The sequence below is a fragment of the Arthrobacter sp. G119Y2 genome, from assembly GCF_038069765.1.
Lineage (GTDB): Bacteria > Actinomycetota > Actinomycetes > Actinomycetales > Micrococcaceae > Arthrobacter_B.
The window spans coordinates 19,425-33,719 of the sequence record NZ_JBBPFS010000008.1 but is presented as its reverse complement, the minus strand read 5'-3'; the positions used below and the strand labels follow the sequence as shown (position 1 = coordinate 33,719).

The following is a 14,295-nucleotide window of genomic DNA, read 5'->3' as shown; positions in this document are numbered from 1 at the left end:
GCCGGACTTCGTCTACGCTGTCCCGTTTCAGACCAAATAGGTGCTGTCCCGGGCATCGGTGATCAGCATGTGCCCGGGCGCATGTCCGATAGCCAGCGAGGGTTTGGACTCCATGACCGCGGCCTGGGGTGTGACACCGCAGGCCCAGAACACCGGCACGTGGCCGTCCGGAATCTCCACGGCGTCTCCGAAGTCGGGCCGCGACAGGTCGCTGATGCCCAGCTCCTCCGGGTTCCCGACGTGCACCGGTGCGCCGTGCACGGACGGGTAGCGGGCGGTGATGCGGACGGCGTCGGCCACCCGTGATGCAGGCACCGGGCGCATCGACACCACCAGCGGACCGCTGATATCGCCGGCGGGTTCACAGCGGATTGACGTGCGGTACATGGGGACATTGGTGCCCTGGTCAATGTGCGCAATCCGGACCCCGCCCTCCTGCAGGGCAGCCTCAAAGGTGAAACTGCAGCCCACAATGAACGTCACCAGGTCATCGCGCCAGTAGTCGGTGATGTCCGTCGGATCGGCCACCTTTTCGCCGTCGACATACACGGTGTAGCGCGGCAGGTCGGTGCGGATGTCGCCGCCGGCCAGCAGCGGCCCGGAGGTTTCACCGGCGTCGAGCACCCCAAGGATCGGGCAGGACTTGGGATTGCGCTGGGCGAAGAGCAGGACGTCAAAGGCCTGCTCTCTGGGCACAATGATCAGGTTCGCCTGGGCGTAGCCGGCGGACCAGCCCGCCGTGGGCGTTACGAGACCGGCACGAAAAAGCGCGCGGGCTTCGGCCGGGGACAGCGCAGCGGTGTCGAGTGCTTCCGCCGCGGGAGTGTTGGGTTCACCGTTCATGGTCATGCGGGTCCTTTCCCAGAAATTTCAGCAGCCGGTTACCGCCCGGTTACTGCCAGAGGGCTGCCAGGCCGGAGAGGGATTTCCAGCCCAGGAACAGGGTCAGCAGCCAGGCAAGCACGCCGATGCCCAGTAGCCACTTCGGGTAGGCGTAGCCCCGCAGCAGGTCCCGCCGCCGCCAGGCGGCGTACAGCAGGATGCCGAAGCCGAGCGGGAGGATGAGCCCGTTGAAGGCACCAGCAAACACCAGCAGGGTCTGCGGTGCCTGCCCGAGCAGCAGGTAGGCAGCAGCGCAGAAGGCGATGAAAACCACCGTGATCAGGCTGCGTTTGCGGTCGCTGGTTGCCGTGGTGGTGACGAAGGAAACCGAGGTGTAGGCGGCTCCGATAACCGAGGTCAGGGCAGCGGCCCAGAACACGATGCCGAACATGCGCAAACCAATTTCGCCTGCGGCGGCAAAGAAGGCGTCGGCGGCCATGTTGTCCCCGCTCAGCGCCACGCCGCTGGACACGACGCCCAGGATGGCCAGGAACAACAGCATGCGCATGATGCCGGTAACGATGATGCCCAGCAGTGAGACCCGGGTGATGTCCTTGACGTGCCCGGGGCCCGTGGTGCCGGAGTCGAGCAGCCGGTGCGCGCCGGCATAGGTGATGTAGCCGCCCACCGTTCCGCCGATCAGGGTGGTGATGGTCAGGAAATCCACCTCGGCGGGCAGCACGGTGTTTTTCAGTGCTTCCCCCACCGGCGGAGCGGCGACGATGGCGACGTAGAGCATCAGCAGGATCATGACGGCGCCGAGCAGCACCACTATCCGGTCCAGGGCCAGTCCCGCCTTTTTGGACAGGAACACGAGGATCGCAACGGCGGCCGAAATGATGCCGCCGATCTTTGGATCCAGCCCGAACATGGCATTCATGCCCAGCCCGGTACCGGCGATGTTGCCGATGTTGAAGACCAGCCCGCCCACAAACACCAGCGCCGCCAGCAGCCAGCCGGCGCCGGGAAGCACCTTGTTGCCCAGCGCCTGGGCCCGCAGACCGGAGACGCCGATGATGCGCCACACGTTCAGCTGCACGGCAATGTCCACCAGGATCGACACCAGGATCGCGAAGGCGAAGGCCGCCCCGAGCTGGACCGTGAAGACAGTGGTCTGGGTAATGAACCCCGGGCCGATGGCACTGGTGGCCATAAGGAACATTGCCCCCAGCAGCGCTGTGCGCTTGGCGCTGGGTTTGGCCTTCGGCTTCCGGGGTTTGGCCACTTGGGGAGGCAGGGCTGTCATATCGGTTCCGATCACTCGAAGAAATGTGGTCGCGGCCACAAGGACTTCCAGCAGTCTAAAGGTTGTTCAACAATCCTTCCTGCATTGTGTTCAACAATCCCCGGAGTTTTACTTGTTGTTTACAACTGCCCCAGCACCCTACGACCAGAGGTCGCCCAGACCGGCCAGGGAATTCCACCCCAGATACAGGGTCAGGAGCCAGGCCAACACCCCGACTATCAGCAGCCACTTCGGGTAGTTGTAGCCGGCCAGCAAGTCCCGGCGCCGCCATGCCGCCCAGAGCAGCACCGCGAAACCCAGAGGCAGGATCAACCCGTTGAACGCACCGGCAAACACCAGCAGCGTCTGCGGCGTCTGGCCCAGCAACAGGTAGGCAGCGGTGCACACCGCGATGAACGCGACCGTTAGCAGGTTGCGGGTCCGCGCCCGTGTGGTCAGGTTGGTGACAAACGAAACCGACGTGTAGGACGCGCCGATGACCGAGGTCAGGGCAGCAGCCCAGAAAACGATCCCGAAAAGCCTAATGCCCACTTCCCCGGCAGCAACTCCAAACGCTTCAGCGGCGTAGTTGCCGCTGGTGAGCACCGCACCGCCGGCGACGACGCCAAGAATCGCCAGGAACAGCAGCACGCGCATGATTCCGGTGACGATCACCCCCAGCAGGGAGGCCCGGGTGATGGACCCGAGGTTCTCGACGCCGGAGTTTCCGGCGTCCACCATGCGGTGCGCTCCGGCATAGGTGATGTAGCCGCCCACGGTGCCGCCGATCAGCGTGGTGATGGCCAGGAAATCCACCTGGTCGGGCAGCACCGTGTTTTTCAGCGCCGAGCCCACCGGCGGATTGGCAACTATGGCGACGTACAGCATCAGCAGGATCATGAGGGCGCCCAGGAACACGACCACGCGGTCAAGGGCGAGCCCCGCCCGTTTGGAGAGAAATATCAGGATGGCGAGCAGCGCGGAAAGGGCGCTGCCGATCTTCGGGTCCAGTCCGAGCATCGCGTTCAGGCCCAGTCCGGTCCCGGCGACGTTGCCGATGTTGAACACCAGGCCGCCGACAAACACCAGCACCGCGAGCACCCAGCCGATGCCGGGGAGCACCTTATTGCCCAGCACCTGGGCGCGCAGCCCGGAGATGCCGATGATCCGCCAGACGTTCAGCTGCACCGCTATGTCCACCAGGATCGACACCAGAATGGCGAAGGCAAAAGCCGCACCCAGATTCACGGTGAATACCGCGGTCTGGGTAATGAAGCCCGGGCCGATGGCGCTCGTGGCCATCAGGAACATGGCGCCGAGAATGGCGGAGCGCTTGGCGTCCGGTCTGCGCCGCGGCTTGCCGCCGCGCCGCCGGCCGGCCGCGTTCGGTCCCGCGGCACTTGAACCTGCGGCGCCCGGTCCTGACGCGCCGGGCGGAAGGTTGGATCCGTGCGGGTCCTCTTCGCCGGGGGATGTTCCGTCGCGCATGTGCTCCTCCGATTCGTGGGAGGTTCTCCAGTGACGCGGCCAGTGTATGGCGCGCCCGGGCCCGCGTGAAGAAGCAACCGTTCGGACCCCGGACGGTTCCGGGACTGTCCTTCAACCGCTGCGGGCGATCAGAGCCAGGGCCTCGGTCTCCCGTCCGGCAGTCACGAGGGCGGTGAAGTACATGCTGAAGCTCTCCTGCGCCAAATAGCTGCTGAGTCCGTGGCCTGCAACCGGCTCAAAGGACCGCCCGGCGGCGGTGACCTCATCCGAACTGAAAATCCTTGCGCCCCAGGACTCCTCCACCGGACTCACTCGGGCGGCGCCGGGGTTGAGCGTCACCACGGCAACGACTTTGCTGACTGCGGTCCCCGCTTCGGCGAACCGGTCCTCGGACGCCAGCGTGACATAGACATCGGCCGCGCCGTCAGTGGCCAGATCCACGTTAAGGTCCTGGGCGGAAGCCGGCTGGACTCCGGCGGAAGCAAGCAGCACCGCGGAGGTGACGCGGTACTGGGTCTGGTCCAGCGCCAGGGTTGCCATGGTGGTTCCGTAGGAATGGGCCACCACATGGACGTCCGGAGGCGGGCCCTCCCCGGCAGAGCGGGCCAGGTACAAGCCGTCCAGTGCCGCGGCCAAGGCCGGAGCCCCCTTTTCCGCGCTGGCCATGCCGCCCACGGTGGCTTCAGTGGGCGGTTCATAACCCATGTACGCCACCACTGCCGTGGATGGGCCGTGGATGCCGGTCCTGCTTTGTTCCCGGGCGAGGGACTGCGCACTGTCCGCGAGCGCAGGTGCACTCTTCGCGGAGGTATTCATGCCCGGCACCAGAAAGGAAATGCCGGCGGCAGTGTCCAGCCCCTCCCCCACGCTGACGGCGGCCAGGGGAACAGTGGTGCCGGGGTCGAAGGAAATCAGCTGCCGGGTTTCCGGTCCCGGGGAGTCCAGCGCCGCGAGCAGAGCGGTCACCGCCCGTCTGCGTTCGGACTGCCGGAGCCGCTCCAGTTGCCTTTCGGGGTCGTTTTCCGCGCCCCCGCCTGCCGCCGCCCGGCCCGGATTCCGGACCAGGTCCCGGTGAACCGCGGCCAGGACCCTGCGGTTGGCGGAGTCGCGGACCTTGTACGGGGCTCCTTCCAGGTTTCCCACCAGTGCGGGGAGGGCAGCTGCCAGGGCAGCCTGCTGGGGCCCGTTCAGTTTCGCCCAGAAGTTGATTTCTTCGTGCGGGCTCATGCCGGCCAGAAACAGCCGGGCATCCGGTTTCCGGCCCAGCTCGGCCAGCAGCTCCGGACTCAGCAGGGACAGCTGCGCATACAGCGCCCTAATGTCTTCGGGCGTGGCATCCGGGGCCGCCGCGTTGGCAAAGGCCGCTTCCATGTCGCCGCGCAGGGCGGATGACAGATCCATTCGGTCCGACGGAAAGGTGGCAACCGCGTCCGGGGCGGAACGGGAAATCCTGGCCAAGGCTCGCAGGCAGTCGCGGTGTGCCTGGTCGAAGCGCGCAAACAGCGCCGCAGCCCGGGCCCGGAGCGGTTCCGCCACGGCCTCCCGGACTGCGTCTTGGGCACCCCGCGACGCGCCCTCCCTCCCCATGTCCTCCAACTCCCCTTCCAGCCGCAGGGAGGCGGTTTCGATGTCGGATTCCAGTGCCCGCCGCTGCGCTTCGATGCTGGTCAGTTCGTGGCCAAAGCGGTCAAGGACCGAACCAAACTCACCGTTGGTTTCCACGTATTCCCGGGTGTGGGCCAGCGGAGCGTCAAACGCCTGAAGAACAAGGCCCTGCTCCGGTGCGGAATAGATGCCCCCGAGCCCCTGCCATTTGGCGCCGGCCGATTCGACGGCTTCTTCGAAGGCCGCGGCTCCGTCACGGACTTCCCCTGCCAGGGCCTGGATCGGTTCGCCGTCGGGCAGTATCCGAAGCTCGGTCAGCTCGATGTGGAGGTGGTCCGTCATTCCACTGGCCTCAGGTCCAGGGGGCCGCCGTACCGCGGCATGCGGTAGTTCGGCGGCAGGGAGGCGGCCAGGCGCTGGGTGTCACGGACCATCTGCTCGTCACCCTGCAGGTATTCCGTTACGGCTTGGGCGACGCCCTGCACCGCGTTGTTGCACCGGGTCATGATGGCCGCCATGTCCCGGCCCAGCACCCCGGTGCAGATGCGTCCGGCGGCTTCGGCGATCTCGGTGCAGACGCCCAGCGCGTCCTGAAGTGCATGATCCTGCTCTGACAGCAGTCTCCTGGCCCTCTCCAGCTCATCGAGGTCGTGCCGGGTGTCGCGCAGCAGAGCCTGCACCGATGCCACCTGAATATCCATTTCCATGTGTTCCTCCTTGAATTCGAGGAACGTTACGGGCCACGGCTGTGCCGCGGAGGAACAGGGCATCAGCTGTGGAAGGGCCCGGGATCCGATCAGCGCTGATCCGGGAGGTGGAGGAAAATGCCCGCTATCCGTCGGTGTTGTCCGGTACATAACGCCCGTAGGTCGGCTCGGCGAACCCGGGGATGGCTCCCGGGGCCACAAGCCGGCGCTTTCGGACAGCGGCACGCGAGCGAACCGTTCCCACGGCCTGCCGCACTCCCACCCGTACGGCGGGCCCGTGCCCCGGCAGCAGCAGCGAAGCGTCCAGCTTGCCGAGCTGGCCCAGCGAGCGCCGGGCGCCGTCGTCGTCGCTGTGGAACATGGAATCGAGCATCTGCGGCCCCCGGTGCCGGCTGAGCGCGTGGCCCGTCACCAGCGCATCGCCCGTGGCAACCGCATGGGCCGCGGGCAGATAGAACGCCGTATGGCCGGGCGTATGGCCGGGGGTGGGCACCGCCACGGGCGAGCCGGGCAGGGCCGCCAGTTCGTCGTCGTTCCAGGGTGCTGCGGTGGGCACCGCCACCCGTCCCGCACCGCCGGCAACCAGCACATGCCAGGTCCAGTGCAGCACGGACGGCTGCCAGATCCGGCCCAGGATCTGCGCCGCGGAGACCTGTTCCCGGTCCTGCCCCAGCACGTAGGGATGTTCGGGCGCACTGCACAGGACGGGATGCCCGTAGGCGGCAGCGAAGTAGCCCGCCGTTCCCGCGTGGTCCACGTGGGCGTGGGTGACCAGCACGGCCGCCGCATCCGCCGGGTCAAGTCCGGTGTCGCGGATTGAGTCCAGGACCAGCGGCAGATCCCCCGGATACCCGCCGTCGATCAGCGTAAACGCGTCCCCGGAGCGCAGGATGATCCAGTTTGAGGCCGGCCCCTCCACGAAGAAGACACCCGCTGCCGGTTCCGTCACTGCGTACTTGGGTGTGCCGCCGTACTTTGGTGTGCCGCCGTACTTTGGTGTGCCGCCGCGAACTCGCATCCCCTGTACCTCCTCTACAGAGATATAGTCCGCCCGCTGCCGTACCGCAATCCCCGGGAATGCCGCGCTCCAGCCGGAGGTTGTGCCGGCATGGACACCTCTGACACTGTTTCCGAACCGCTGCCGCCCGTCCGCCAGCTGCGCCTGGTGATCGCCGCCGAGGATTATGAGGCCGCCCTCGCCTTTTACCGCGACGCCCTCGGCCTCCCCGAGCAGGAGGCCTACTCCGGCGGCGACGGCGCCGAAGTCACCATTCTGGACGCCGGCCGTGCCACGCTGGAGATCTCCAATCCGGCGCAGGTGCGGCTGATTGACGGGGTGGAGGCCGACGGGCGGCCCAGCCTGAAGCTGCGGGTGGCCTTCGAAGTCGACGACGCGCGGCGGGCGACGCGGGCAGCGGTCGACGGCGGCGCGGAGCTGGTGGCCGACCCGCGGGAAACCCCGTGGCGGTCGCTGAATTCCCGGCTCAACGGTCCCGAGGGCCTGCAGCTGACGCTGTTCGAGGAACTGGACTGATTCCCACAGCTACCCTGCTGCGGGTTGTCCCCCTGGCCGTTCCCCTGCACCTGGACCTCCACCTGGACTGAGCGGTGCGGTAAGCCGGGGTTTTGTAAGCTGGAGGGGTGCTCCGATCCCCCGCCGCCTCCATGACCGCAGGTGCGGGCCGTTTCGCCCCGAGCCCAACCGGAGATCTGCACGTCGGCAACCTCCGGACAGCCATTCTTGCCTGGCTGTTTGCCCGGTCCACCGGGCGGAGTTTCCTGCTCCGGGTGGAAGACCTGGATCCCGAGCGCTCGCGGACCGAGGCAGGGCAGCTGCGTGACCTCACCGCCGTCGGGCTCACCTGGGATGCCGCCCCGGTGCGGCAGTCGGAACGCACGGATCTTTATCTGCAGGCCATCGGACGGCTGGCCGAGCAGGGCCTCGTGTACGAGTGCTTCTGCACCCGCAGCGAAATCGCCGACGCACCGCGCGCTCCCCATGCCCCGCCCGGCGCCTATCCCGGAACCTGCCGCCATCTCAGCGAAGACGAACGGGCGCGACGGCGGCAGCTGCGTCCCGCCGCACTGCGCCTGCGCAGCGGGGTCGGGGAGTTCACGGTAACCGACGTGCTGCACGGCAGCTTTACCGGACCGGTGGATGATCTGGTGCTCCTGCGCAATGACGGCGTTCCGCCCTACAACCTCGCGGTGGTTATCGACGACGCCGCCCAGGGCATCAACCAGGTGGTCCGCGGCGGGGACCTGCTCAGTTCCACACCGCGGCAGGCCTACCTGGCCTCGCTGCTGGGCCTGCCTCCGGTGGAGTACGTCCATGTTCCCCTGGTCCTTAATCCGCGCGGCCAGCGGCTGGCCAAGCGCGACGGCGCCATCACCCTCGGCGCGCTCGCCGGCGCCGGCATGGACACGGACGGTGTGCGGAACCTGATCCTGGCCTCGCTGGGTTTGCCGCCCGGCCCGCTCGACGACGCACTCGCCGCCTTCTCCGTGGCGCGGCTGCCCCGCGAGCCGTGGGTTTTTGAAGCACCGTTCCCGGCTACACGCGCCCCAGGTGTATCCCCAGCGCCAGGATAAAGGCCGCCAGCCCGATAACGCCGACGATGGCGGCATCGCGGCGGTGGTGCAGCCAGAGCCAGGACGGCCGTTTCGTGAAGAAAGCATAGAGTCCGGTCAGCAGCAGGATCAGTCCGGCCATTCCCACGTATCCGGGCAGGCCGGACGCGACACCCTGGGCGATGACCAGAAGCAGCATGATGAGCCCGAAAACGAAACTGCCCCAGTGAAAGGCGGGTTCGCCGCGCGGATGTGAAGGTGTAACCGAACTGGTCATTGCTGATCCCAACCGGAGCCGCCGGCACCCGGCAACCGGGGCCGGGGCTCCTCGACTAAGCGCGTAGCTTGCTCGTTCCATTCTCCGGGCCGCCGCTGCGGCTGGGAATACCGCACCCCGGCAGGACCGCTTGAACGAGCTAAGCAGCAGCCCGAAAAAGACTTCACCCGCCACCCTTGACCTCTCCCGGGCAACGCGCGTAGCTTCGTAATCAACCGAAAGGTTGAACAACCAGCACCTTGATTACAACGACAGAAGCTGACCGACTGCATGAAATCCAACGGCGATGACCCTCTCCTGGACAGGGCCTTCCTGGCTCTGGCCGATCCGGCCCGCCGCCAGATTATTGCCCGGCTGTCCCGGGGCCCTGCAACGGTCAACGAATTGGCGGAACCCTTCGAGATGTCCAAGCAGGCCGTCTCGAAGCACATTCAGGTCCTTGAGCAGGCACAGCTTGTCACGAGAAGCCGTGACGCCCAGCGCCGGCCCGTCCATCTGAACCCCGCACGGTTGGAGGCGCTCACCGCATGGATCGGCCAGTACCGGCTGGTCCGCGAGGAGCAGTTCCGCGGCCTTGATGCCGTGCTTCGCAGCCAGGCCGCTCCCGGCGGCCGCCAGGCAAAGGATCCATCATGACCAACGCTCTGGAGCTCAACGTCCCTGACGGACTTCCCTTCATCAACTTTTCCCGCGAGGCGGACTATCCGGTTTCCCAGGTCTTCCGCGCCTATGAGGACCCGGATCTCATTGTTCAGTGGCTCGGTCCGCGGGGCATGAAAATGGAGATCGAACACTATGACTTCCGCACCGGCGGTTCCTACCGCTACATCCACACCGGTCCGGACGGCGTGCCGTACACGTTCAGCGGCATCTTCCACACGGTGCGGGAGAACGAATTTGCCGTCCAGACGTTCGAGTTTTCCGGTTATCCCGACGTCGTAAGCATTGAGTTCATGACGCTGGAACAGCTCGACGGCGGCCGCACCCGCATCAGCGCCCATTCCGTCTACCCCTCCATGGAGGCCCGCGACGGCATGGCTGCATCCGGCATGGAAGGCGGCGTGGCCGAGGGCTTTGACCGGCTCGACGAGCTGCTCGCCCAACTCCAGGAAGGCGCTCTGCAGGGAGAAGGTGCACCGTGAGCAATCCGCTGACTGTTAATGCCCCGGAGGGAACGCCCTTCGTGGAGTACGAACGGGAGTTTGATTTTCCGGTGCACGAAGTATTCCGCGCCCACGTGGATCCGGAACTCTACGCGCAGTGGATCGGTCCGCGCGGGCTGAGCACCAGCATCGACGTATTTGAGCCTCGTCCGGGCGGCGCCTACCGCTTTGTGCAGGCAGGGGACGACGGCGCCGAGTACGCCTTCCGCGGAGTGTTCCATTCCGTCCGGGAGAATGAATTCCTGCTCCAGACCTTCGAGTACGAAGGGTATCCGGACGCCGTAACGCTCGAATACGCTACGTTCACGGAGTTGCCCGGCGGCAGGAGCAAACTCGCCGGCCGCTCCGTGTTCCCCACGCTGGAGGCCCGGGACGGTTTCGCTGCCGAAGGCATGGAAACCGGGATGTCCGAGGGCTATGACCAGCTCGACGAAGTCCTGGGCGGAAGCCGGGCCGGAACCTAACCGCATAACCGCGAGCAGAAGGTAGGAGCACTCATGGACTGGACCTTGGAGGTGGTGGTCCTGCCGGTCAGCGACTTGGACCGGGCCGTCACCTTTTACCGGGACCGGATTGGATTCAACCTGGATCACCGCACCGTCAACGGGGACATGGATTTCGCGCAGCTGACACCGCCGGGATCGGGCTGTTCCATCGTGATCGGCAATCTGCCGTCCCAGCAACAGATGGAGCCCGGATCGATGAGCGGCATGCAGCTGGTGGTCTCCGACGCGCGGGCGGCCCGCGAGGAGCTGGTTGGCCGCGGCGTGGAAGCCAGTGAAGTGACCGTCATTGACCCGCGCGACGGCGGAACGTTCTTCGGTTTCTCGGATCCGGACGGCAACACCTGGGCCGTGCAGGAAATGCAGGTCCGGGCCGAGCAGCCGCTGATCCCCCGCAGCACTTCGGACCCCTGAGGGGCGGCACGGCCGTTCCGGATTTCCCGGAGTCCGCTTTCCCGGGAGCCCCTTTCCCGAAGTCCGCTTTCCCCAGGGTCGCTAGTACAGATAAGGGGCGTAAAGTCCGATCTTGACCCTGTTATCTGTACTACCAACAGGAAACACTACCAACAGGAAACACTCCCAACAGGGGCCGCCCCGGCTAAAGCGTGCGCACCACCCGTGCCGGCGAACCGACCACCACCGAGTTCGCCGGCACGTCCCTGGTCACCACGGAAGCAGCAGCAATGACGGCGTTCTCACCAATCGAGACTCCGGGCAGCACGGTCGCGTTGGATCCGATCCACACGTTGCGTCCGATGACGATGGGCGCCGGATGCATGTCAGTGCGGCGGGCGGGGTCGAGATCGTGATTGAGCGTGGCCAGCACGGTGTTGTGGCCGATGAGGCAGTCATCCCCGATGACCACCCCGCCCTGGTCCTGGAACTTGCATCCGGCATTGATGAAGACGCGTTTTCCGATGGTGGTGTTCTTTCCGAAGTCCGAGGAAAACGGCGGAAAGACAGTCACGGTTTCGTCGATGTCCCTGCCGGTCAGCTGCGCCAGGAGTTCCCGGACCCGGGCCGGTTCCTGGTACCCGCTGTTCAGCTCGCCCGTGATGCGCAGTGCTTCCTGGCTGACCTGGTGCATCGCCGCGTGCAGCGGGGAACCTCCGGTGATGGTCCGGCCGTCGTTCAGTGCCGCGAGAAGGTCCTCGAGGTCCATGGTGTCCTTTCGATCAGCTGTCCCTCGGACTTTAGCCGTGCAGCACCTACCCCCGCAGCACCCTAACCCTGCAGCGCGCCGGCAAACCACCCGGTAATCGTGGTCGGATGCGTGATGGCGGTCCCGACGACGACGGCGAACGCCCCCGCCTCCAGGCAGGCGCGCGCCTGCGCCGGGGTATGGATCCGGCCCTCGGCGATCAGCGGCACGCCCAGGTCCAGGGCCGCAATCTCGGCGAGCAGTTCCAGGTCGGGGCCGTCGGTTTTGTCCCGTTCACCGGTGTAGCCGGCGAGGGTGGTGCCGATCAGGTCCGCTCCGGCGTCGGCGGCGGCCTTCGCATCGGCAGCCGATCCGCAGTCGGCCATCACCAGCACCCCGGTCTGCTCATGCAGGGCGGCGATTGTACCGGCGAGGCTGCGTCCGTCCGGCCGGGGCCGGCGGGTTCCGTCAATGGCGACAATGTCCGAACCCGCCGCAGCGCAGGCCAGCGCATGCTCGAGCGTGGGAGTGATGAAGACGCCGTCGGCGCCGTCTTTCCACAGCCCGATCATCGGCACATCCACGGCAACGCGGGTCTGCTCCAGGTCCCGGATGCCCTGGATCCGGACAGCTGCGGCCCCGCCGTTGACGGCGGCCTGCGCCATCTGCGCCATGGTCCGCGGATCACGCAGCGGCTCCCCCGGATACGCCTGGCAGGAAACGATCAGCCGGGACTGCAGGGTGGTCAGGTCAAGCATGGGAGTTCTCCAGGGGTGGTGCGGTCGGGGCAGAAGCAAGGCGGTCAAAGGCAAGTCTGGCGGCTCCCACCAGTGCGGCGTTGGTGCCGAGGGCAGCCGGAACCACGGGCAGTCCGTCCAGCGGGTCCATCAGCTCGGCCCGCAGCGCCGCCCGGAACGGGGCCCACCACAGATCACCGGCCTCGGCCACGCCGCCGCCGATCACCACGACGGACGGATCCAGCACGTTGGCGAGCCCGCCCACGGCTTGTCCGGCGGCTGCTGCACCGAGTGTGAAGGCCCGGACGGCGGCAGGATCACCGGCGGCGGCGCGGGCAGCGACCTCCCGGGCTGACCCGGCGCCGGAGGCAGCCTCACCGGCCAGCCGCCGGTACAGGTTAAGGATGGAGGGTCCGGAGGCAATCGCTTCCACGTGCCCGGCCCGGCCGCAGCTGCACGGCAGCGCCCGGCCGCCGTCGTCGTGCGCGTAGGGCGAGGCCAGATGCCCCACGTGCCCGGCCACTGCCCGCGCGCCCAGATGCGGTTCGCCCGCCAGAATCAGGGAGCCGCCGACGCCGGTGCCCACCGCCACGAGCAGGCTGGAGTCCGCGCCGGCCGAGGCGCCGAGCCAGTGCTCGCCCAGGTTGTGGGCGTGCACGTCGTTGACCGCGTAGGCGGGCAGTCCGGTGTGTTGGGCCAGGTGCGCCGCCAGCGGAGTGCCGGCCCAGCCGGTGAGGGAATCGGTGGCCGAAACCACCGACCCCTCCCGGGAGTCGATGACACCGGCCGAGCCGATGCCCACTGCCGCCGGCTCCAGCCCCAAGGCCCGGGCCCGTGCCAGCAACATGGTAACGAGCCCGACGGCGGTGGCCAGGATCGCCGCCGCTCCGGCGGTGGCCGGGGTGGGGCGGGACTCGACGGCGTGCAGTGTGCCGCCGGCGTCGACAATGCCGGCGGCCGTTTTGGTGCCGCCCAGATCCACCCCGATGACGCAGCGCCGGGCAGGAGGCATCAGTTTGGCCGCAGGCATGGCTAGATCAGGCCGTTGCGCTCAAGGATGGTCCGGATGGCGGCTGTTTCCGCGTCGTTCAGGTTCACCATCGGTGCGGACATGATGTTGGTGTCGATGACGCCCATCAGCATGAGTGCGGTCTTGAAGGCGCCCAGCCCGGCAGCTCCGCCGGAAACGCGGCCCGGGGTGGGGGTGTAGACAATGTTGAAGACGTCCGCCAGGCGGTCCTGTTCGGCTGCGGCGGCAGCAAAGTTGCCGCCGGCAGCGGCGTCGTACAGCCGGCGGTAACCGGCCGGGTCCACGTTGCCCAGGCCGGGCACGACGCCGTCGGCGCCGCCGAGCAGGGCGCCGTCCACCACTACTTCATGGCCGGTGAAGATGGAGAAGTTGTCGATCGAGCGTGCGGCGAGGACAAGCTGGCGGAAGGACACGTCGTCGCCGGAGGAATCCTTGACGCCGGCAATCACCTGGTCCCGGCCCAGCTGGATGAGCAGGTCCAGCGGCAGCTTGTAGTTGGTGCGCACGGGCACGTCGTAGGCGAAGAGCGGCACGTCGAGGGCAGCGTGGATGCTGCGGAAGTGGGTGTCGGTTTCCTGCGCGCTGGTCAGTGCGTAAAACGGGGACGTCACCACAAGTGCGTCGGCGCCCAGGCCCACCATTTTCCGGCCTTCTTCAATGACGCGGTTGGTGGTCTGCTCGGAAGCGCCCACGATCAGCGGAACCTCACCGGCATTGACGCCGGCAATGGTGCTGACCACCAGGTCGCGCTCGTCGTTGGTCAGGTACGGCACTTCGGCGGAGGAGCCCAGGACAAACAGGCCGTGCACGCCTCCCTCGAGCAGGTGCTTGGTGACCCGGGTCAGGGAATGGGTGTCGATGCTGCCGTCAGCGGCACGCGGGGTGACGACGGGCGGGATGACGCCGGTGAACCGGCGGATGGGCTGAGAGGCCACGGATATCTCCAAAGTGCTGGTAATGGTTGGT

At 67.1% G+C, this 14,295-nt stretch carries 17 protein-coding genes; 6 read left to right on the top strand and 11 right to left on the bottom strand.

What is annotated here, in order from left to right; genetic code table 11:
* Positions 1-27: 27 nt before the first annotated feature.
* From WKB88_RS15770 to WKB88_RS15745, 6 genes are all read right to left on the bottom strand, one after another.
* A complete protein-coding gene (locus tag WKB88_RS15770; RefSeq protein ID WP_445818945.1) occupies positions 28-843 on the bottom strand; it encodes a putative hydro-lyase in 816 nt (271 codons plus the stop codon).
* A gap of 49 nt (positions 844-892) precedes the next feature.
* On the bottom strand, positions 893-2,128 hold the full coding sequence (locus tag WKB88_RS15765) for an NRAMP family divalent metal transporter (RefSeq protein WP_341395600.1): 1,236 nt from the start codon (positions 2,126-2,128) through the stop codon (positions 893-895).
* A 138-nt stretch (positions 2,129-2,266) separates the two neighbouring features.
* Positions 2,267-3,418: an NRAMP family divalent metal transporter gene (locus tag WKB88_RS15760; RefSeq protein ID WP_445818944.1), complete on the bottom strand. Its 1,152-nt coding sequence runs from the start codon at positions 3,416-3,418 to the stop codon at positions 2,267-2,269.
* A 288-nt stretch (positions 3,419-3,706) separates the two neighbouring features.
* Positions 3,707-5,542, bottom strand: a complete 1,836-nt coding sequence (locus WKB88_RS15755) for an alpha/beta hydrolase (RefSeq protein ID WP_341395499.1) — start codon at positions 5,540-5,542, stop codon at positions 3,707-3,709.
* Positions 5,539-5,907, bottom strand: a complete 369-nt coding sequence (locus tag WKB88_RS15750; protein ID WP_341395498.1) for a DUF6507 family protein — start codon at positions 5,905-5,907, stop codon at positions 5,539-5,541. The genes WKB88_RS15755 and WKB88_RS15750 overlap by 4 nt, the downstream gene beginning before the upstream one ends.
* 124 nt (positions 5,908-6,031) lie before the next feature.
* A complete protein-coding gene (locus WKB88_RS15745; RefSeq protein WP_341395497.1) occupies positions 6,032-6,925 on the bottom strand; it encodes an MBL fold metallo-hydrolase in 894 nt (297 codons plus the stop codon).
* A 90-nt stretch (positions 6,926-7,015) separates the two neighbouring features.
* On the opposite strand from WKB88_RS15745, the gene WKB88_RS15740 reads away from it, so the two are divergent.
* Both WKB88_RS15740 and gluQRS read left to right on the top strand, forming a co-directional pair.
* A complete protein-coding gene (locus WKB88_RS15740; protein WP_341395496.1) occupies positions 7,016-7,441 on the top strand; it encodes a VOC family protein in 426 nt (141 codons plus the stop codon).
* 131 nt (positions 7,442-7,572) lie between these two features.
* The gene (gluQRS, locus tag WKB88_RS15735) at positions 7,573-8,499 is read left to right on the top strand and encodes a tRNA glutamyl-Q(34) synthetase GluQRS (RefSeq protein ID WP_341395599.1); all 927 of its coding nucleotides are present in this window, start codon (positions 7,573-7,575) and stop codon (positions 8,497-8,499) included.
* Here gluQRS and WKB88_RS15730 read toward each other — a convergent pair.
* Complete coding sequence (locus WKB88_RS15730) at positions 8,462-8,755, bottom strand: hypothetical protein (protein ID WP_341395495.1); 294 nt, start codon at positions 8,753-8,755, stop codon at positions 8,462-8,464. The two genes, gluQRS and WKB88_RS15730, sit on opposite strands and share 38 nt — an antisense overlap.
* A 270-nt stretch (positions 8,756-9,025) precedes the next feature.
* Here WKB88_RS15730 and WKB88_RS15725 point away from each other — a divergent pair, with 270 nt between their 5' ends.
* From WKB88_RS15725 to WKB88_RS15710, 4 genes are read left to right on the top strand one after another with little or no spacing between them, the layout of a single operon-like run.
* On the top strand, positions 9,026-9,391 hold the full coding sequence (locus tag WKB88_RS15725; protein ID WP_341395494.1) for an ArsR/SmtB family transcription factor: 366 nt from the start codon (positions 9,026-9,028) through the stop codon (positions 9,389-9,391).
* Positions 9,388-9,897 (top strand): SRPBCC family protein, encoded by a 510-nt coding sequence (locus WKB88_RS15720; protein ID WP_341395493.1) that lies wholly within the window; start codon positions 9,388-9,390, stop codon positions 9,895-9,897. Before WKB88_RS15725 ends, WKB88_RS15720 begins: the two co-directional genes overlap by 4 nt.
* Positions 9,894-10,382, top strand: coding sequence for an SRPBCC family protein (locus WKB88_RS15715; protein ID WP_341395492.1), 489 nt, complete (start codon positions 9,894-9,896; stop codon positions 10,380-10,382). Before WKB88_RS15720 ends, WKB88_RS15715 begins: the two co-directional genes overlap by 4 nt.
* Before the next feature lie 33 nt (positions 10,383-10,415).
* Positions 10,416-10,835, top strand: coding sequence for a VOC family protein (locus WKB88_RS15710; RefSeq protein WP_341395491.1), 420 nt, complete (start codon positions 10,416-10,418; stop codon positions 10,833-10,835).
* Positions 10,836-11,019: 184 nt separating this feature from the next.
* On the opposite strand, the gene WKB88_RS15705 is transcribed toward WKB88_RS15710, so the two are convergent.
* From WKB88_RS15705 to WKB88_RS15690, 4 genes are all read right to left on the bottom strand, one after another.
* A complete protein-coding gene (locus tag WKB88_RS15705; protein ID WP_341395490.1) occupies positions 11,020-11,583 on the bottom strand; it encodes a sugar O-acetyltransferase in 564 nt (187 codons plus the stop codon).
* Between the two features lie 62 nt (positions 11,584-11,645).
* A complete protein-coding gene (locus WKB88_RS15700; RefSeq protein ID WP_341395489.1) occupies positions 11,646-12,320 on the bottom strand; it encodes an N-acetylmannosamine-6-phosphate 2-epimerase in 675 nt (224 codons plus the stop codon).
* Positions 12,313-13,329 carry an ROK family protein gene (locus WKB88_RS15695; RefSeq protein WP_341395488.1) on the bottom strand — a complete coding sequence of 339 codons (1,017 nt, stop codon included), beginning with the start codon at positions 13,327-13,329 and terminating at the stop codon, positions 12,313-12,315. Before WKB88_RS15695 ends, WKB88_RS15700 begins: the two co-directional genes overlap by 8 nt.
* 2 nt (positions 13,330-13,331) lie before the next feature.
* Positions 13,332-14,264: a dihydrodipicolinate synthase family protein gene (locus WKB88_RS15690; RefSeq protein ID WP_341395487.1), complete on the bottom strand. Its 933-nt coding sequence runs from the start codon at positions 14,262-14,264 to the stop codon at positions 13,332-13,334.
* Positions 14,265-14,295: the final 31 nt, after the last annotated feature.